Here is an 18,133-nt window from a genome sequence, read left to right as displayed (position 1 = left end):
CGATGAGCCGTACGCCGCCCGATTCCAACGCCTGGTCGCCTCACCTCGACCGGACGCCGGGCCAGTACCTCCCGTGACCAGAGCACCGTGCGGAGGTCAGTGCCAAGGGGCATGTTGCGTCCGCACGGTCACGCGTGGGCGATGCTGGAAGGAATCCATGTGACTCGGATCTCGGTCCGGGGAGTCGCTGTGGCCTCTGCCACCGCCGTCACCGCTGTCGGTGCCGTCGTGGGTATGGCCTCGGGCAGCGAGGGCAAGACGACGCAGACGGTCGATGTCGCCGGCGCGACCCTGCTTGCCGAAGTCCCCTCTGGCGCCCAGGCGCAGACCATCAGTGACAACATCGGCCAGCAGGCGACCGCCCAGCAGGCCTCTGCCGACGCCGCCGCCAAGGCCGCCGCCGAGCAGAAGGCCGCCGAGGAGGCCGCGCGCCAGAAGGCCGCCGCGGACGCCCAGGCGAAGGCCGACGCCCAGGCCAAGGCCGACGCGGAGAAGGCGGCCAAGGCCGCCGACGACAAGCGCAAGGCCGACGAGGCCGCCGCCAACCGCTCCAAGGCCCGTTCGGCGATGGCTGCCACCGACAACAGCGCCCCGCCGGTCTCGGTCAGCCCCGGCTCGGTCCAGGACATCGCCCGGCAGGTCGTCGGCGACGACGCCCAGTTCCAGTGCTTCAGCCAGATCGTGAAGCGCGAGAGCGGCTGGGACTACACCGCGACCAACAAGAGCTCCGGCGCGTACGGCCTGGTCCAGGCGCTGCCCGGCACCAAGATGGCCTCGGCCGGTGCCGACTGGCGCACCAACCCGGCCACCCAGATCAAGTGGGGTCTGGGCTACATGAACAGCCGCTACGGCAGCCCCTGCGGCGCCTGGTCGTTCTGGCAGTCCCACAACTGGTACTAGGAGCCACCACCCCTGCGGTGGACTCCGTACGGCCCCCGGTCGCTCGTCGGATCCGACGAGCGACCGGGGGCCGTCGCTTTCCCGCCGGTCGGGCGGAGGGTCGGGCCGCGCCGCCCGGGCTGCGCTGACCAGTGCGCCCACGGGCGGTGCGGGCCCGGGTGCGGACGCGGGGCGCGGGAAGGGGTCCTGGTTGCCTCCCGCACCGGCAGGTCCGCCGACAGTTGGTCTGAGGCCGGGGCCGCTGAGACCGGGGCCGCTGAGGCCGTGATCTCGCCCTCCCCGGGGTCTCGTCCCGACTCCTCCCCAGCGATCCAGGTCCGAAACCATCTGAAACCTGGCGTTTTGCCCCGGTTTGATGACGGGGTTGTTCGAGCCGAACCCGCCGGGGGCCGGACTCGCCGCGCCCCCGCCCGGTAGCGTCATCCCTGACGGCCGTGGCGGGACCCACGGCGTACCGCCGGGTACGGCGGCTCAGCAGGGGAGCGGTGGTAGCGAGGATGGCGCGGGGCGGAAAGGCCTTCAAGGCCGTGGCCAAGGGCATGGCCGTGGTGGCGAGCGCGGCCGCCGTGATCGAACGGCGCCGGCGCGCCGCGATGGCGGCGGACCCGCACGAGCTCGCCGTCCCCGTGCTGGCCGGGGCGCCCGATCCGGTCCCGGCCCCGCGGGCCGAGCCCGCCGCGGCGCCGTCCTCCGAACCGGCGGCCGCGGCGGCCGCGGCCACCCCCGCGTCGGCCGCGCCGGCCGGCCTCGGACGGGAGTACCACCCCGGCCGGCCCGCCACCCCGGCCGAGGCCGTGCCCTGGGGGCTGCGGGTGGCCGCCGAGTCGACCTGGCGGCTGCTGCTGCTCGGTGCCGCGCTCTACGTCGTCTTCTACATCGTCGACATGCTGCGGTTGGTCGCCTTCGCGGTGCTGGCCTCGCTGCTGATCTCCGCGCTGCTGGAGCCGACGGTCTCCTGGCTGCGGCGGCACGGGGTGCCGCGCTCGCTGGCGGCGGGCGCGGTGTTCCTGAGCGGGTTGGCCGGCATCGGACTGGTCGGCTGGTTCGTGGTCTGGCAGGTGTCCACCAACCTGTCGAAGGTCACCAGTCGCGTGCAGGACGGTGTGAACACGCTGCGGGACTGGCTGAGCACCGGGCCGCTGCACCTGACCCAGCAGCAGATCAACGACTACGCCGACCAGATCGGCAAGGCGATCACCACCAACACCGACCAGATCACCTCGGCCAGCCTGACCGGCGCGCAGATCGCCGTCGAGGTGCTGACCGCGGTGGCGCTGGCCTTCTTCACCACCTTCTTCTTCCTCTACGACGGCGCGCGGATCTGGAACTGGGCGCTGCGCGGGCTGCCCCGGCACTCCCGCTTCGCCATGGCCGGCGCCGGCCCGAAGGCCTGGGCGACGCTCACCGCGTACGTGCGCGGCACCGTCTGCGTGGCCTTCATCGACGCGGTCTGCATCGGCATCGGCATCGATCTGCTGGGCGTGCCGATGGCGATGCCGCTGGCCGTGATCATCTTCCTGGGCGCCTTCGTCCCGCTGGTCGGCGCCCTCGTCACCGGCACGGTCGCGATGCTGATCGCCCTGGTCACCGAGGGGCCGTGGACGGCGCTGATGGTGCTGATCGTGCTGGTCGCGGTGATGCAGGTCGAGAGCCACATCCTCCAGCCGCTGATCCTCGGCCGCGCCGTCCGGGTGCACCCGCTGGGCGTCGTCCTCGGCGTCGCGGCCGGCGGCATCATCGGCGGCATCGGCGGTGCGGTGGTGGCCGTCCCCCTGATCGCCGTCACCAACACCGTGATCACCCACCTGCGCCGGCGCAACGAGGCCGGTCAGGCCGTCTTCACCGCTCTGGAGGCCGCCCGCGAAGCCGCCGGCCGTAGCGCCGCAGCCCCGCCCGCGGAGAGCTGACGACGCCGACGGGCCCCTTCCGGACGTGGTGTCCGGAAGGGGCCCGTCGGCGTTGGCGCGGGTCCGTCAGGCGGTGGCGTCGGCCAGGGCGGCCTCGGCGTCGAGGACGCCGGCCACGGCCTGCAGGACGGCGGCGATCTTCATCGAGGCCTGGACGACCTCGCGCTCGACGCCGGCCTTGCGCAGGACGGCCTCGTGCGAGTCGAGGCACTGGCCGCAGCCGTTGATGGCCGACACGGCGAAGCACCAGAGCTCGAAGTCGACCTTCTCGACGCCCGGAGTGCCGATGATGTTCATCCGCAGACCGGCGCGCATCGTGCTGTACTCCTTGTCGGAGAGCAGGTGCAGCGTCCGGTAGTAGACGTTGTTCATCCCCATGATCGCGGCCGCGCCCTTGGCGGCGGTGTACGCCTCCGGGGAGAGGTTGGCCTTGGCCTCGGGCTCCAGCTCGCGCAGCAGACCGGCGCTGCGGGTGGCCATCGCGCAGGACAGCACGGTGCCCCAGAGCTGCTGGGCGGGGAGGTCGGAGTTGCCGATGACCGAGCCCAGGTTGAGCTTGAGGTCCTTGGCGTAGTCCGGGAGGGCGGCCTTCAGGTCGTCGAGGGCCATGGGTCAGCCCGCCAGCAGGGCCTGGGCGTCGAGGGTGTCCTCGCCCTTGGTCCAGTTGCACGGGCACAGCTCGTCGGTCTGCAGGGCGTCCAGCACCCGCAGGACCTCCTTGGGGTTACGGCCGACGGAGCCGGCGGTCACCATGACGAACTGGATCTCGTTGTTCGGGTCGACGATGAACACCGCGCGCTGAGCGGTGCCGTCGGCGCCCTCGACGCCGCAGGCGCGCATCAGGTCGTGCTTGACGTCGGCCAGCATCGGGAAGGGCAGGTCGCGCAGGTCCTTGTGGTCCTTGCGCCAGGCGTGGTGCACGAACTCGGAGTCGCCGGAGACGCCGAGGATCTGGGCGTCGCGGTCGGCGAACTCGTCGTTCAGCTTGCCGAACGCGGCGATCTCGGTCGGGCAGACGAAGGTGAAGTCCATCGGCCAGAAGAAGACGATCTTCCACTTGCCCTCGTAGGACTTGTGGTTGATCTCGGCGAAGGCGTTCGCGGCGTCCAGGTCGACACAGGCGTTGAGTTCGAACTCGGGGAACTTGTCACCGATCGTGAGCACGTTCGCTTCTCCTGAAGTGAGACTGAGGGGAGTTTGTCCGGATTCCGGACACGTCCTACGTTTCCACATCGTGGACTGATCAGGGAAATAGCTAGACTGGATGTGTCTGATCGGAGATGGCTATCAGTACCGAACCTCCCACGTCCCGGCCCCGGCCCCGCAGGGGTGCCGCCGCCAGACCCGAGCCCGTTGTGGCGAGCGCCACAGTCCGCAGCCCCCGGGCGCCGACCGTCGCCCAGCTCAGGGCGTTCCTCGCGGTCGCCGAGCACCGGCACTTCCGGGAGGCCGCCGCCGCCACCGGGACCAGCCAGCCGGCGCTGTCCGGGGCGATCGCGGCGCTGGAGGAGTCGCTGGGCGCGCAGCTGGTCGAGCGTACGACGCGCAGGGTGATTATCACTCCCTTGGGGGAGCGCGTGCGCGAGCATGCACGCCGGGTGCTCGCCTCGCTGCAGGCCCTCACCGAGGAGGTCGACGCGGCCCGCCGCCCGTTCACCGGGCCGCTGCACCTCGGTGTCATCCCGACCGTCGCGCCCTACCTGCTGCCCACCGTGCTGCGCTTGGTCCGCGACCGCTTCCCGGAGCTGGAGCTGCACGTCCACGAGGAGCGCACGCCCTCGCTGCTGGAGGGGCTGGCAGCCGGGCGGCTGGACGTCCTGCTGCTCGCGCTCCCGGCCGGCGGCGTCTCCCCGACCCGGGACATCCCGCTGTTCGACGAGGACTTCGTCCTGGTCACCCCGCCCGACCATCCGCTCGCCGGGCGGATCGACGTCCCGCGCGACGTGCTGCTCGACCTGGACGTGCTGCTGTTGGAGGAGGGCCACTGCCTGCGCGACCAGGCCCTCGACATCTGCCGCGAGGTCGGCGCCGATCCGACGGGCTCCACCACCCGCGCGGCCGGCCTGTCCACCCTGGTGCAACTGGTCGCCGGCGGCCTCGGGGTGACGCTGCTGCCGGCCACCGCGCTGGACGTCGAGGCCGGCCGCACCGACCGGCTGGCCGCCGTGCGCTTCGCCGCCCCGGCGCCCGGCCGCCGGATCGGGCTGGCCACCCGCCCGGGTTCGGCGCGCAGTGCCGAGTACGAACGCTTCGCGGTCGCGCTGCGCGAGGTGCTGGCCGAACTCCCGGTCCGGATCGTCTCCTAGGGCGCGTCTGACGATTAGGGCGCGTCTGACGATTCCCGCCGAGGGCCTACGGTCTCGCCGGGGCGCCGAGGCAGAGCCCGACCGTGGTGGCCACCAGCAGGTCCAGGGCTCGCAGGGTGTCCGGGTCGGGTTGCTCGCCCGGCGCGCGCAGCGCCAGGTAGCGGTCGGTGAGGCCGTCGAAGCCGGTGAGGAAGTGGATGGCGATCTCCCGGGCGGGCATGGCCAGTTGGAGGCCGTGCGCGTCGGCGAGCGCGGTGAGCATCTCCGCCGCGGTGCCCTCGATCCCGTGCTGGAGCGCCCGCATGATCTCCTGCAGGTCCGGGTCGCGCATCGCCAGCGCCGCGAACTCGCTCAGCAGCACGCACCGCCCGTCCTCGCCGGTCGAGCTCTCCCAGAGCGCGTGGACCAGCGTCCCGACCTGCTCGCCGAAGGAGCCGTCGCCCGGGTAGGAGGCGCGGACGTGGCCGATGAACTCGGCGGTCAGCTGCTCGACGACGGCCCGGTAGAGGTCCTTCTTGGTGCCGAAGGTGTAGTGCACCGTCGCCTGCGCCACGCCCAGCTCGGCCGCGATCGCGCGGGTGCTGCCGGCGGCGACCCCCTCCCGGGTCATCAGGTCGAGGGCGGCCTGGACCAGTTGCGGACGGCGTTCGGAGGCGGGGACATGAGCCATCCCGCCAGGGTATCGCCATGGTCGGATAACTGTGTCGAACGATTCTGTCACTCGATTCGGTCGACCAACTTTGTCACCCGACAAGGTTGCGCGTACGGTGGAGCGCGACCTGCTTCAGGCACCTGCCTGCCCGACGACCTGACCGAGGGGTCACCCATGGCCACGTACCTCTACCGACTGGGCCACTACTGCTTCCGGCGAAGGCGGGCGGTGCTGGCCGTCTGGATCGCCGTGCTGATCGCGCTCGGCGGGGCCGCAGGGGCGTTCGCCGGCAGGACCAGCGACGAGTTCAAGGTGCCGGGCACCGAGGCGCAGACCACTCTGGACCGGATCAAGGACACCTTCCCGCAGCAGGCCCACGGCTCCGCCCAGGTCGTCTTCGCGGCCCCCGCGCCCGGCGGCGCCACCGCACCCGAGGCGGGCCGGGCCGTCAGCGAGGCGGTCGGCCGGATCGCCGCCGTCCCGGGCGTCGCCACCGTGCCCGACCCGTACGCCACCGGCGCCGTCTCGCCGGACGGCCGGGTCGCGATCGCCCTGGTCTCCTTCGACCACAAGCTCGCCGACGTCACCGACCAGCAGCGCGAGGCCGTCAGGGCCGCCGCCGAGCCGGCCCGCGCGGCCGGGCTGGACGTCGCCTTCGGCGGCGACGCGTACAACAAGATGGCGCAGGTCGACGGCGGGGAGGCGATCGGCCTGGTGGTCGCCGGAGTGGTCCTGGTGATCACCCTCGGCTCGCTGGTCGCCGCCGGGCTGCCGCTGCTGACCGCCCTGGTCGGGGTCGGCGCGGCGATGGCCGCGATCATGGCGCTGTCCGGCTCGTTCGAGATCATCACCACCGCGCCGGTGCTGGCGCTGATGGTCGGCCTCGCCGTCGGCATCGACTACGCGCTGTTCATCCTCTCCCGGCACCGCCGCCACCTGGACGAGGGCCTGGAGCCGGACGAGGCCGCCGCCCGCGCCACCGCCACCGCCGGCAGCGCCGTCGTCTTCGCCGGCCTGACCGTCGTCGTGGCGCTCGCCGGGCTCGCCGTCGCGGGCGTCCCCTTCCTGACCGTGATGGGCCTGGCCGCCTCCGGCGCCGTCGTGGTCGCCGTCCTGGTCGCGATCACGCTGCTGCCCGCGCTGCTCGGCTTCGCCGGCCGGGCCATCGACCGGCTGCCGGTCTGGAAGCGGGCGCTGCACCGGGAGACCCGCCCCGATGGCCGCACCACCCTGGGCGAGCGCTGGGCCCGCTTCGTGGTCCGCCGCCCGCTGGCGGTGCTGCTCGCCGGACTGGCCGGGTTGGGCCTGCTCGCCGTGCCCGCCGCGAGCCTCGACCTCGGCCTGCCGGGCGGCGGTTCGCAGGCCGCCGGCACCGACGCGCGCAAGGCCTACGACCTGGTCGGCGACGGCTTCGGGCCGGGCTTCAACGCGCCGCTGGTGGTCGTCGTGGACGCCCAGGGCGCGCCGCGGCCGGAGCAGGCGGTGCAGGGCGTGGCGGCCCGGCTGCAGACCCTGCCGGGTGTGCGGACACTGCTGCCCCCGGCCGTCGACCGGACCGGCGGCACCGCTCTGCTGACCGTCATCCCGCAGACCGGGCCGGACGACGCCGGCACCAGGACGCTGGTCAACGAGATCCGCGACCAGCGCGAGTCGCTGAAGTCCGCCACCGGCGCGGACATCGCCGTCACCGGCACCACCGCCGCCAACATCGACGTCTCCACCAAGCTCGGCCAGGCGCTGCCGCCGTTCCTCGCGGTGATCGTCGGTATCGCGCTGGTGCTGCTGGCGCTGGCGTTCCGCTCGGTGCTCGTCCCGCTCAAGGCGGTGGCCGGCTTCCTGCTCAGCGTCACCGCCTCGCTCGGCGCGGTGGTCGCGGTCTACCAGTGGGGCTGGCTGGACGGCCTGATCGACGTGCCGAAGGTCGGGCCGGTGGTGAGCTTCGTGCCGATCCTGCTGATCGGCGTGCTGTTCGGGCTGGCGATGGACTACGAGCTGTTCCTGGTCTCCGGGATGAAGGAGGAGTACGTCCACGGCAGGGCACCGCGGGACGCGGTCGTGGCCGGGGTGCGGGGCGGCGCCCGGGTGGTCACGGCGGCGGCACTGATCATGGTGTCGGTGTTCGGCTCGTTCGTCTTTGGCCACGACCCGATCGTGCAGCCGATCGGCTTCGCCCTCGCGGTGGGCGTGCTGGTGGACGCCTTCGTGGTGCGGATGGCGCTGGTGCCGGCCGCGATGGCGCTGTTCGGCCGGGCCGCCTGGTGGTTCCCGAAGCGGCTGGAGAAGGTCGTGCCGCGGGTCGACATGGAGGGCGAGCAGCTGATCGCCCGCCTGGAGGAGCGGCCGGCGAAGGAGCCGGTCGGGGTCTGAACCGCGGTCCGGGCGCTCGGCGGGCCGCTCCCGCCGGGCGCCCGCGCAGGCCCTAAGGCTGCCGCTGCTCGGTGGACGGCTGGGGGAGGCGCTGCTCGAACCAGACCACCTTGCCGGTGCCCAGCCGGGTGGCGCCCCAGCGGTCGGCGCACCTGGCCACTATCTGCAGGCCGCGGCCGCGTTCGTCCTCCGGCCCGGTGCGGCGCGGCCGCGGCAGCAGCGGACTGTCGTCGCCGACCTCGCAGCGCAGCCGGGTGGTGCGCACCAGGCTCAGGGTGACCGGGCGGGTCGCGTGCTGGACGGCGTTGGTCACCAGCTCGCTGACCATCAGCTCGGTCGCCTCGCTGAGCTCGCCGAGTCCCCAGCGGCGCAGCGTGTGGGCGGCCAGCCGACGGGCCCGACCGGGCGTCTCGTTGCGCGGCTGCAGGTACCAGTGCGCGACGTCCCCGGCCGGGATGCCGTCGAAGCACGCGCCCAGCAGGGCGATGTCGTCGCCGCGGTCGCCCGGCGGCAGGATCCGCAGTGCCTCCTGGCAGAGCTGTTCGGGGGACTGCCAGCGGGCGGCGGCGATCCGGGCGCGGAGCACCTCCAGGCCGTCGCTGATCGGGCGGCTGCGGGTCTCCACCAGGCCGTCGGTGAACAGCAGCAGGGCCGAGCCGGGAGGCGCGGGCAGTTCGACCGAGTTGAAGTCCACCCCGCCGACCCCGATCGGTGCCCCGGAGTCCAGCTCCACCAACTCGGCCGTCCCGTCCGGTCGGACCAGGACGGGCGGGACGTGCCCGGCGTTGGCCAGCACCACCCGGTTGGCGATCGGGTCGTACACCGCGTACACGCAGGTCGCCAGGTGCTGCTCGCGGCCGAGCCGCTGGGCCTGCTCGTCCAGGTGGTAGAGCACCTCGTGCGGCGGCAGGTCGAGGGCCGCCAAGGTCTGGGCACTGGTGCGCAGTTGGCCCATGATGGCGGCCGAGGTGAGCGAGTGGCCCATCACGTCGCCGACGATCAGGGCGACCCGGTTGCCGGGCAGCGGTACGGCGTCGTACCAGTCGCCGCCGACCTGTGCGCCGCGCTCGCCGGGCAGGTAGCGCTGGGCCAGCCGGACGCCGTGCGGCTGCGGAAGGCGCAACGGCAGCATGCTGCGCTGGAGTTCGTTGGCTATCTCCCACTCGCGGGCGTACCGCAGCGCGGTGTCCACCGCCAGCCCCGCCTGGGTGGCGAGGTGTGCGGCGGTCGCGGTGTCGGCGGCGTCGAAGGCGGGCCGGCCGGTGCGTTCAGGAGGGCGGCGGATCAGCACCAGCAGGCCGAGGACGGCCTTGCGACCGCGCAACGGCAGGGCCAGCACCGAGGTGCCCGCCGCCAACCGGGCCAGCCCGCGGGTGCCGTACAGCTCGCGCAGCAGCGCCTCGGTGCGTTCGGCGCCGGGCGTGCCGAGCACCGCGGACTCGGCGGGGCGGCGGCTCAGCAGGGCGTGCGCGAGCGCCCCGCCGCGGGTCACCGGGGTGGCGGGGCCGGTGTCGGCGGCCGAGCGGGAGCCGTACCGGGAGCGGTGCCGGTCGTCCGCGCCGCTCGGCCGGCCGCGCCGTCCGATCCGGGTGCCGGTGCTGTGGTGGATCCGCAGCTCGTCCGGGAAGCCGGGTTCGCGTTCGACGTTGGGCAGCGGGTCGCGCAGGTGGACCACGGCGGCGTCGGCCAGGGTCGGGACCAGTACCCGGCCGATGTTGCGCAGCGTCGCGGACAGGTCGAGCGCGCTGTTGATCCGCCGGGTCGCCGAATCGAGGTAGCCGAGCCGGCCCGCCACGTCCTCACGGTGTGGGTGGCCGGCCGGAGCGTGCGCCGGCGCCGGGAGCCCGCCGCGCTGGCCCGGGACGGCAGGCGGCTGTCCGGCCTCGGTCTTGAGCTGGTCGCGCACGGGCTGCCTGTCCTGGATTCGGTGTGGTTCTGCGGTGGTCTGCGGTGTTCTGCTGGCGGACGCTGCTGCCGTCCGGTCGGTCAGCCGACGCGTCGACAGCACAGGAACAGCTGTTCCTCCGGCGGCAGCGCGGTACTGGCCGGCGCGTACGGATGACCCGAGCACTCCTCGACGGAGAAGCCCGCCGTGACCAGAACCCGCTCCAGATCCTCCCTCAGATACCCACTGATCCGCAGCTCTCTGCCAAGGAATGGAAGCGGAACGTGATCCAGATCCGCCTCGACCATGCCGAGCGCCAGCAGTCCGCCCGGCCGAAGGAGTTCGCGCAGCCGGGCGAGCACGGTCGGGATCTCGTCCTGCGGCAGCAGGATCAGCGAGAAGAACGCGGTGACGGCGGCGAACCCGTTCTTGCCCAGCGGCCCCAGCCCGGGGGCGTTCCAGACCTGCCCGGCGCGCTCGGTGGCCAGATCGAACAGGTCGATCCGATGGAACTCCGGCGGGTGTGCACCCGGGTAGCGGGCCTCCCTGGCCAGCGCGAGCATGACGTCCGAGAGGTCTATCCCGGTCACCCGCAGCCCGCCCGCGACCAGCTGCCGGACCGTCGGGTCCCCGGTGCCGCAGCCCACGTCCAGCACCCGCGCCCCGGGTTCGAGCTCGGCCAGCAGCTGCCGCCCGCAGGCCAGCTGCCCGTCCTTGGCCGGGAAGGCCTCGCCGTACCCGGCGCCGATGGTGTCGAAGGCGACCGCCTGCAGGGCACGTGCCGCCCGGCGCCGCCGTACGTCGGGCTCGTCGTCTCCCGCGTCCTCGTCGACGGGGAACGCGTCGGATATCTGTCCGGTCGTCACGATTGAGAGGCACCCTTCCACCCGTGGCCTCCGGCCGGCTGCACGCGGCCGCACGGGAGCGGGCTGCCGTCCGCCCCGGCGCCCGCCCTGCCTCGCCGGCCCACACGTTGCCGGCAGACACTCGTGTGTGTACTGGCATCTGAGAATATGCGTGATCTCTGCGCCATGGGGTCCCTTTCCAGCCAACTCGTCATGCTTGGGCCGGTGTGGACCGGGTTGCGGAAGCACGACGGTGCGGGTGGGGGTGGTGCGACCGGTCTCCGCGCGCCGGATGGCGCGCCGTGGTGGAACGACTGACCTGCGGTTTCGCCGATCCGCGGACTGACAATCGGGCGTTTATCGAACGTCAATCGCCTCGGTGCAGAGTGGAGTCCAGCGCCGGGGAAGCGTTGAGGGCGCTCCCGCAGCCGGGGGGCTGCGGGGGCGCCGACGCGCGCAAGGGGGGACTCCGCCGGGGGGCGGAGGCCTACGGCGCGGGGGGAGAAGAAGGGGGAGGCTCGGTGTGCTGTCGGGAGATGAGGTCCGCAACGGGGGAGGCCTCTGGCACACCGAGCCGCGTGAAGATCGCGTGCGCCTCTTGGAGGCACGCGAGGCCACGGGCGGGCTGGGCCAGGGCGAGCAGCGCTTCGCCTAGGGCGGCGTTGGCCAGGCCCTGGCAGTAGGCGGAGTCCATCTCCTGCGCGATCGCGAGCGAAGCGCCCGCCGCCTCGGCCGCCTCGCCCTGCTGTCCGGCGGCGAGTAGGGCGGAGGCCAGACGGGCGAGGGTGTAGCCCTCCCAGAGCCGGTTCCGTTGGGACCGGTAAAGCTGATGTGCCTCCCGCAGGTGCGGGACGGCTTCGCCACCGGTGAGCACCACGCCGAGCTGGTACAGCGTCTGCGCGAGCAGCGGGCCGTTCTTGGACTCGCGCGCTGCGGAGACTCCGTCGCTGGCGGACTGGATTGCCGTCTCGGTCATGCCGAGCCAGTGCTGCACCCGGGCCATGTTGCCGACGATCCGCGCCTCGGCGGTCGGTGTGCGGACAGCCTGGCTGGTGGCCCGGGCCTGTTCGAGGAACCCCAGGGCCTCGGTTTTGCTGTTACCGATGCCCAGGATCCAGCCCAGCGTGTTGGCCGTAGCCAGCAGCAGGATGGACGGGTTGTCCGGTGCCTGGTGGTCGAGGCTCCGACGCAGCGAATGCTCGGCGCCCTGGAAGTCGCTGGTGACGGACTGGAGGGTACCGAGGGCGAAGTACGCTCGGGCGAGCACTGCCGAGTCGCCACGGCGTTCCGCGTCCTGGCTGATGGTTTCCAGGACCCGGCATCCCCGAGGGCCGCGGGTCGGGTCGGGGTCGATGCTGAACATCAGGTTCAGCAGATCGACTGCCGAGCGCTGCAGGGCGTCGGGACCGTTCGCGGCGGTCTCGACGGCACTGAGGAGCAGGGCGCCCTCGGTTCGGAGCCAGTCTTGCGCGGACTGGCTGGTCGGAAGGCCGATCCCCGGCAAGGCGGGCGTCGTCAGCAGCTCCGGCAGTGTGTCGTCCGGTTCGATGGCCTGGGCCGCATTGCGCATGGTCGGGATGAGCAGGTCGAACAGCCGCTGAATCGCCCGCTCCCGCTCCTCGGCGTCGCCGATCCGCTCGTTCTGCCGCTGGGCGTACAGGCGGAGCAGGTCGTGGTAGCGGTAGCGGCCCGGGGTGAAGCATTCCAGCATGTTCGCTTCGACCAGTGCCTCGACGAGGTCCTCGGCGGCATCTTCGTTCAGATCGAGCAGCGCAGCTGCCGCCTCCAGCGGGATGTCAGTGGAGTCGATCAACGAGAGAAGCCGAAAGGCCCGAGCCTCGGCCGCGGAGAGTTGTCCGTAGCCGAGCCCGATGGTGGTCTCCACAGCGAGGTTGCCCAGCTGGAGTTCGTCTAGGCGGCGCCTTTGATCGGCTAACCGGCGGGCCAGATCGGAGACGCTCCAGCGCGGGCGGCTGGCCAGGCGGGCGGCGGCAATGCGGACGGCCAGCGGCAGGAAACCGCACGCTTTGACCACGGCCATGGTGGCCTCCGGCTCAGCAGCGGCCCGCTGCTCCCCGACGATGGCCGAGAACAGCGACATTGCCTCGGCCGGCGTCAGCTCCTCCACGTCGAACAACTGCGCACCCGGGATGCCGGCCAGTCGGGACCGGCTGGTGGCCAGTACGGCGCAGCCGGAGACGCCTGGGATCAGCGGCTTGATCTGTTCGGCGTCCCGTGCGTTGTCCAGCAGGATGAGCATCCGTCGTCCGGCGAGCTGTGAGCGGTAGAGGGCCGCGCGCTGTTCGAGCGAGTCGGGACTCTCGGTGACGCCGAGTGAATGCAGGAAGTCGCCCAGGACGACCACCGGGTCGGCCGGTGAGGCGCCGGCCCCACGCAGGTCGACGTACAGCTGACCGTCCGGGAATTCCGACCGGACGCGGTGGGCGACGTGGACAGCGAGGGTGGTCTTGCCGACGCCCCCGATCCCGGCCAACGACGTCACCACCACGGCCTGGCCGGTGGCGTTCTGCAGGATCGTCGACAGATCGGCCACCAGCTTTGAGCGGCCGCTGAAGTCCGATACGTCGGCGGGGAGTTGGGCTGGTGCCGGGGGGGCGGCCGGACCGTCCCTTCGGGCTGCGGCGGAGGCGGTCACCTCCGGGAGGGTCAGTGCCGGGTCCGCCGCGAGGATACGGGCGTGCATGGCGGACAGGCTGGCGCCCGGCTCGACCCCGAGTTCCTCGATGAGCAGCTTGCGGGTGTCGGTGTAGACACCCAGGGCTTCGGCCTGGCGACCGCATCGGTACAACGCCAGCATGAGCAGTTCGCGGAGTCGTTCGCGCAGTGGGTGCTCGGCCGTCAGGATGTTGAGGTCGCTGACGATTTCGGCGTGGAGGCCGATGTCGAGGGCGGCGGCGCAGGATTCCTCGACGGCGGCCACTTGACGTTCGGCCAGCCGCAGCCGTTGGGCGTCGGCGTAGGGGCCAGGGATGCCGGTGAGTGGACGGCCGCTGAACAGCTGCAGGGCCTGGGCGAGGAGTCGGTGTGCCTCGTGCTGGTCTCCCGAGGCCCGGGCGGCCGCGGCGTCGACGGACAGCTTTTCGAAGACCGTCAGGTCCAGGGCGTCGTTTGGGATGCGCAGCGCATAGCCGTCCGCGATGGAGACCAGCACCTCGGAGGGCCCGCGAATCTCTCGTCGGGGTTCGATGACGGAGCGCAGTCGGGAGACGTATGTGCGGAGCGCGGCCACGGCTTGGGTCGGCGGTCGGTCGCCCCACAGGGCGTCGACGAGATCCTGGGTGGTGACCGGACGGCCGGACTGCAACAGAAGGGTGGTCAGGATGGCTTGCTGCTGGGGGGACCCGAGGGAGAGGGGCTTCCCGTCGAGCCAGGCCTGGACCGGACCGAGGACTTGGAAGCGCAGCGCAGGTGCCTGCGGTGTCTCCCGAAACTCCATGAAGTCCCCCGATGGCCTGTGGTGTTGATCTCTTGAAAGGGCGCTCGGCGGTCCGCCGCGGTGCTTCAGCTTAGGCGGACGCCCGACTCTGCCGGACGGCCCCGCAAGCCGCACGATGTTTATCGGACATTTAATCAACCCTACGATACTGTCCCCGCGCCCGCGCCAAGCAGGTCGGGCTGAAGACAATTGATGACTGAAAGGCGGCCGCCCAATGGCCAACAACCAGAGCGAGACCCCGGTGTCGTCGACGCCCGAGAGTGCGGCGCAGACTCCGGCTCCGGCCGCCGCTGTGGAGGCCGGCCAGGCTGTCGAGGGCGCGGTGGCTGCGACCTCGAACCCGACCGAGTACACCGAGCCGAACGCGGACCGGAAGGATGCCTTCGAGAACGAGGTCTTCGGCGACGAGGCTGAGCACGTACTGGAGCCCGTCAAGCCGGCCGCCGACGAGCCGGGCAAGACCTACGAACCCGAGAACGTCGTTTCCGGCTGCCCGTAAAGAGATCGGCCCGAGTGTCCCCGTGCCCGTCCGGGTGCGGGGGCGCTGTTGGTGATGTGCGCGCCAATTCGTGTGCGGGTCCATCGCGGTGGCCGATTCCCGTCCGTGGTGCACGCATGGTGACCGGCGTTATCCGTAACGTGCCCGGCGTCGGGCGCGGGGCGTTCCGGAATTCCTGATTCACCGGGGGGATTACCGGGCCCCGAATGCCGTAGTTTGCGTGGGTTTTGCCGCAACTACCGGCGCCGATGTCAATCAGCTGAATCGCGGGGTCTGGGAACGGGCGAGACGTGGTTCGGTTCGGCGGTCCATTCGCAGCCGCCGCCCTCGGGGCGCAGGTAGTGCTCCCCGCCGATGGTGTCCATGTAGATGCCGGTGCGTCCGGTCCTCCGGTCGAGGACGAGTTCACCCACGTGCGGCCGGTAGGCCGCGGCGTCGCGTTGACGGGTGCTCACCGCGCTGCTCCTTGCTCTGGTGCGGGCGCGGCGTCGGGTGGGGCCGCGTCCTGGTCGCTGTCCGTGCGTGCCTGCTGCTCGGCGACTACCCAGCATCTCTAGAGAAGCTAATATCTCTAGAGATGTCAACGGTCGTATCTGCTTACTGTCGGCCGCGGGCGCGCCTACGATTTGTCCGAGGGAGAGGGAGCGGCGATGACCGGCAGCAGTGGCGACAAGCAGCCCAAGTACCAGCGGATCGCCGACACACTGAAGGCGGCCATCGACGCCGGCCAGTACTGCGCGGGCGACCGGCTGCCGGGCGAGAACGACCTCATGGACGAGTACGGCGTGGCCCGGATGACCGCCCGTCAGGCGCTCGGCGTGCTGCAGAGCGAGGGCATCGCCGAGGCGCGCCGGGGCGCGGGGGTCTTCGTCCGGGACTTCCGCCCGCTGCGCCGGCGCGGGATCCAGCGGCTGGCGCAGGGGCAGTGGGGCTCCGGCCGGTCGATATGGTCGGCGGACATCGACAACCGCTCGCTGGTGGTCGACCAGGTGTCCGTCACCGAGCAGGTCGCCCCGGAGCACGTCGCCCGGGTGCTGGGCGTGGACCCGGGCGAGCCGATGTGCGTACGGCACCGCCGCTTCGCCCTGGACGGCAAGCCGGTGCTGCTGTCGACCTCCTACCTGCCGGCCGGCCTGGTCGCCGGCACGGCCATCACCCGCGAGGACACCGGCCCGGGCGGCACCTACGCCCGACTGGCCGAGATAGGCGCGAAGCCGGTCCACTTCCGCGAGGAGGTCCGCTCCCGGATGCCGGGGGCGGAGGAGGCCGCCCGCCTGGAGCTCTCGGCCGGCACCCCGGTCATCCTGATCTGCCGCACCGCTTTCGCCGACGAGGGGCAGGTCGTCGAGCTCAACGAGATGATCCTCGACGCCGCCTCCTACGTCCTGGAGTACGACTTCGACGCGTGAGTGCGCGCGACGACGCCGCCCCGGCCGCGAGGGGCGGCCGGGGCGGCGGGGTGACGCGGGCGGGGGCTACTCCTTGGAGCGGACGCGCAGGCTGGTGATCAGCGGGCCCTCGGTGGTCTCGCGGAAGAAGTCGTTGCCCTTGTCGTCGACCACGATGAAGGCCGGGAAGTCCTCGACCTCGATGCGCCAGACGGCCTCCATGCCGAGCTCGGCGTACTCCAGGACCTCGACCTTCTTGATGCAGTCCTGGGCCAGGCGGGCGGCCGGGCCGCCGATGGAGCCGAGGTAGAAGCCGCCGTGGGCGGCGCAGGCGTCGGTGACCTGCTTGCTGCGGTTGCCCTTGGCGAGCATGACCATGGAGCCGCCGGCGGCCTGGAACTGGTCGACGTAGGAGTCCATCCGGCCGGCGGTGGTGGGGCCGAAGGAGCCGGAGGCGTAGCCCTCGGGGGTCTTGGCCGGGCCGGCGTAGTAGACGGGGTGGTCCTGGAGGTACTTGGGCATGCCCTCGCCGGAGTCCAGGCGCTCCTTGATCTTGGCGTGCGCGATGTCGCGGGCGACGACCAGGGTGCCGGTGAGCGAGAGCCGGGTCTTGACCGGGTACTTGGACAGCTCGGCGCGGATCGCGGACATCGGCTGGTTGAGGTCGACGCGCACGACGTCGTCGTCCAGGTGCTCGTCGGTGGTGTCCGGCAGGTACCCGGCCGGGTCGGTCTCCAGCTGCTCCAGGAAGACGCCCTCGGCGGTGATCTTGCCGAGCGCCTGGCGGTCGGCGGAGCAGGAGACGGCCATGGCGACCGGCAGCGAGGCGCCGTGGCGCGGCAGGCGGACGACGCGCACGTCGTGGCAGAAGTACTTGCCGCCGAACTGGGCGCCGATGCCGATCTTCTGGGTCAGTTCGGTGACCTTGGCCTCCAGCTCCAGGTCCCGGAAGCCGTGGCCGGTCTTGGCGTCGCCGGAGGTCGGCAGGTTGTCCAGGTAGTGCGCGGAGGCGTACTTGGCGGTCTTGAGCGCGAACTCGGCGCTGGTGCCGCCGATCACGATGGCCAGGTGGTACGGCGGGCAGGCGGCCGTGCCGAGGGAGCGGATCTTCTGCTCCAGGAACGAGAGCATGCTCGCCTCGTTCAGGATGGCCTTGGTCTCCTGGTACAGGTACGACTTGTTGGCGGAGCCGCCGCCCTTGGCCATGAAGAGGAACTTGTACGCGTCGCCGTCGGTGGCGTACAACTCGATCTGGGCCGGCAGGTTGTTGCCGGTGTTCTTCTCGTCCCACATGGTCACCGGGGCCATCTGGGAGTAGCGCAGGTTGAGCTTCGTGTACGCGTCGAAGACGCCGCGCGCGATGGCGGACTCGTCGCCGCCCCGGGTGAGCACGTTCTGGCCGCGCTTGCCCATGACGATGGCGGTGCCGGTGTCCTGGCACATCGGGAGGATGCCGCCGGCCGAGATGTTGACGTTCTTCAGCAGGTCGAGCGCGACGAAGCGGTCGTTCGGGCTGGCCTCCGGGTCGTCCAGGATGCGGCGCAGTTGGGCGAGGTGGGCGGGGCGCAGGTAGTGCGAGATGTCGTGCATCGCCTCGGCGGTGAGCAGCCGCAGGGCCTCGGGCTCGACCTGGAGGAAGGTGCGACCGCCGGCCTCGAAGGTGGAGACACCCTCGGAGGTCAGCTTGCGGTACGGGGTCGGGTCAGCACCCAGGGGGAGCAGGTCGCTGTACTCGAAGTCTGGCGTGGGAGCCATGGGGGCGGTCCTTAGGTTTCCAGTGGTCCGGCTGCGTCGGCGAAGCACCCTCAAGGGTAGGACCCGGCCTTGCGTCGCATGCGGACAGGGCAGCCTGCGTGACCGGGCTCACTCGTCCGTGCGTGCGAGCGACTAGGCTTGCGCCGTGGAGAACTCGCCGCCGCAGGACGAT

The 18,133-nt window shown here is 71.9% G+C and carries 14 protein-coding genes and 1 pseudogene; 6 read left to right on the top strand and 9 right to left on the bottom strand.

The genetic code is table 11. The features are described from left to right. Positions 1-141: 141 nt before the first annotated feature. Together ACIO5E_RS18310 and ACIO5E_RS18305 are read left to right on the top strand one after the other, a co-directional pair. Positions 142-900, top strand: a complete 759-nt coding sequence (locus ACIO5E_RS18310) for a transglycosylase SLT domain-containing protein (protein ID WP_280676487.1) — start codon at positions 142-144, stop codon at positions 898-900. 497 nt (positions 901-1,397) lie between these two features. After that, on the top strand, positions 1,398-2,807 hold the full coding sequence (locus tag ACIO5E_RS18305) for an AI-2E family transporter (protein WP_400668651.1): 1,410 nt from the start codon (positions 1,398-1,400) through the stop codon (positions 2,805-2,807). Between the two features lie 66 nt (positions 2,808-2,873). On the opposite strand, the gene ACIO5E_RS18300 is transcribed toward ACIO5E_RS18305, so the two are convergent. Then, complete coding sequence (locus tag ACIO5E_RS18300; protein ID WP_280676482.1) at positions 2,874-3,416, bottom strand: alkyl hydroperoxide reductase; 543 nt, start codon at positions 3,414-3,416, stop codon at positions 2,874-2,876. Between the two features lie 3 nt (positions 3,417-3,419). Next, entirely contained in the window at positions 3,420-3,971 is a 552-nt protein-coding gene (locus tag ACIO5E_RS18295) for a peroxiredoxin (protein WP_063347991.1), read from the bottom strand. A gap of 191 nt (positions 3,972-4,162) precedes the next feature. Between ACIO5E_RS18295 and ACIO5E_RS18290 the strand changes: the two genes are divergently transcribed. Further along, positions 4,163-5,113: a LysR substrate-binding domain-containing protein gene (locus ACIO5E_RS18290; protein WP_400668648.1), complete on the top strand. Its 951-nt coding sequence runs from the start codon at positions 4,163-4,165 to the stop codon at positions 5,111-5,113. Between the two features lie 46 nt (positions 5,114-5,159). Here ACIO5E_RS18290 and ACIO5E_RS18285 read toward each other — a convergent pair whose 3' ends face one another. Then, positions 5,160-5,783, bottom strand: a complete 624-nt coding sequence (locus ACIO5E_RS18285) for a TetR/AcrR family transcriptional regulator (RefSeq protein WP_400668646.1) — start codon at positions 5,781-5,783, stop codon at positions 5,160-5,162. Positions 5,784-5,939: 156 nt separating this feature from the next. Here ACIO5E_RS18285 and ACIO5E_RS18280 point away from each other — a divergent pair, with 156 nt between their 5' ends. Continuing rightward, positions 5,940-8,132: an MMPL family transporter gene (locus ACIO5E_RS18280; protein ID WP_400668644.1), complete on the top strand. Its 2,193-nt coding sequence runs from the start codon at positions 5,940-5,942 to the stop codon at positions 8,130-8,132. Positions 8,133-8,184: 52 nt separating this feature from the next. On the opposite strand, the gene ACIO5E_RS18275 is transcribed toward ACIO5E_RS18280, so the two are convergent. The 4 genes and pseudogenes from ACIO5E_RS18275 to ACIO5E_RS18260 all read right to left on the bottom strand — a co-directional run. Continuing rightward, positions 8,185-10,038 carry a SpoIIE family protein phosphatase gene (locus tag ACIO5E_RS18275; protein WP_400668642.1) on the bottom strand — a complete coding sequence of 618 codons (1,854 nt, stop codon included), beginning with the start codon at positions 10,036-10,038 and terminating at the stop codon, positions 8,185-8,187. Between the two features lie 80 nt (positions 10,039-10,118). Next, positions 10,119-10,883, bottom strand: a complete 765-nt coding sequence (locus ACIO5E_RS18270) for a methyltransferase domain-containing protein (RefSeq protein WP_400668640.1) — start codon at positions 10,881-10,883, stop codon at positions 10,119-10,121. 466 nt (positions 10,884-11,349) lie between these two features. After that, complete coding sequence (locus tag ACIO5E_RS18265; RefSeq protein WP_400668767.1) at positions 11,350-14,034, bottom strand: BTAD domain-containing putative transcriptional regulator; 2,685 nt, start codon at positions 14,032-14,034, stop codon at positions 11,350-11,352. Positions 14,035-14,070: 36 nt separating this feature from the next. After that, positions 14,071-14,319: pseudogene (locus tag ACIO5E_RS18260) on the bottom strand (winged helix-turn-helix domain-containing protein); the annotation flags it as partial. A gap of 214 nt (positions 14,320-14,533) precedes the next feature. On the opposite strand from ACIO5E_RS18260, the gene ACIO5E_RS18255 reads away from it, so the two are divergent. Then, complete coding sequence (locus tag ACIO5E_RS18255) at positions 14,534-14,818, top strand: hypothetical protein (protein ID WP_400668638.1); 285 nt, start codon at positions 14,534-14,536, stop codon at positions 14,816-14,818. A 251-nt stretch (positions 14,819-15,069) separates the two neighbouring features. Here the strand turns inward: ACIO5E_RS18255 and ACIO5E_RS18250 are convergent, their stop codons facing one another. Further along, entirely contained in the window at positions 15,070-15,273 is a 204-nt protein-coding gene (locus tag ACIO5E_RS18250; RefSeq protein ID WP_400668636.1) for a hypothetical protein, read from the bottom strand. A gap of 195 nt (positions 15,274-15,468) precedes the next feature. Between ACIO5E_RS18250 and ACIO5E_RS18245 the strand changes: the two genes are divergently transcribed. Next, positions 15,469-16,227 carry a GntR family transcriptional regulator gene (locus tag ACIO5E_RS18245; RefSeq protein ID WP_400668633.1) on the top strand — a complete coding sequence of 253 codons (759 nt, stop codon included), beginning with the start codon at positions 15,469-15,471 and terminating at the stop codon, positions 16,225-16,227. A 66-nt stretch (positions 16,228-16,293) separates the two neighbouring features. Here ACIO5E_RS18245 and ACIO5E_RS18240 read toward each other — a convergent pair whose 3' ends face one another. Next, a complete protein-coding gene (locus ACIO5E_RS18240; RefSeq protein WP_400668630.1) occupies positions 16,294-17,961 on the bottom strand; it encodes a fumarate hydratase in 1,668 nt (555 codons plus the stop codon). Between the last annotated feature and the right edge of the window lie 172 nt (positions 17,962-18,133).

This window comes from Kitasatospora sp. NPDC087314 (assembly GCF_044744365.1).
GTDB lineage: Bacteria > Actinomycetota > Actinomycetes > Streptomycetales > Streptomycetaceae > Kitasatospora.
Note: the sequence above shows the minus strand (reverse complement) of the source record. Positions and strands in the feature narration are given on the sequence as shown.

Excerpts from the sequence above, each read along its gene's own strand:
- ACIO5E_RS18310 (WP_280676487.1), top strand. The coding sequence starts at position 142 with ATGCTGGAAGGAATCCATGTGACTCGGATCTCGGTCCGGGGAGTCGCT.
- ACIO5E_RS18305 (WP_400668651.1), top strand. The coding sequence starts at position 1,398 with ATGGCGCGGGGCGGAAAGGCCTTCAAGGCCGTGGCCAAGGGCATGGCC.
- ACIO5E_RS18300 (WP_280676482.1), bottom strand. The coding sequence starts at position 3,416 with ATGGCCCTCGACGACCTGAAGGCCGCCCTCCCGGACTACGCCAAGGAC.
- ACIO5E_RS18285 (WP_400668646.1), bottom strand. The coding sequence starts at position 5,783 with ATGGCTCATGTCCCCGCCTCCGAACGCCGTCCGCAACTGGTCCAGGCC.
- ACIO5E_RS18280 (WP_400668644.1), top strand. The coding sequence starts at position 5,940 with ATGGCCACGTACCTCTACCGACTGGGCCACTACTGCTTCCGGCGAAGG.
- ACIO5E_RS18255 (WP_400668638.1), top strand. The coding sequence starts at position 14,534 with ATGGCCAACAACCAGAGCGAGACCCCGGTGTCGTCGACGCCCGAGAGT.
- ACIO5E_RS18245 (WP_400668633.1), top strand. The coding sequence starts at position 15,469 with ATGACCGGCAGCAGTGGCGACAAGCAGCCCAAGTACCAGCGGATCGCC.
- ACIO5E_RS18240 (WP_400668630.1), bottom strand. The coding sequence starts at position 17,961 with ATGGCTCCCACGCCAGACTTCGAGTACAGCGACCTGCTCCCCCTGGGT.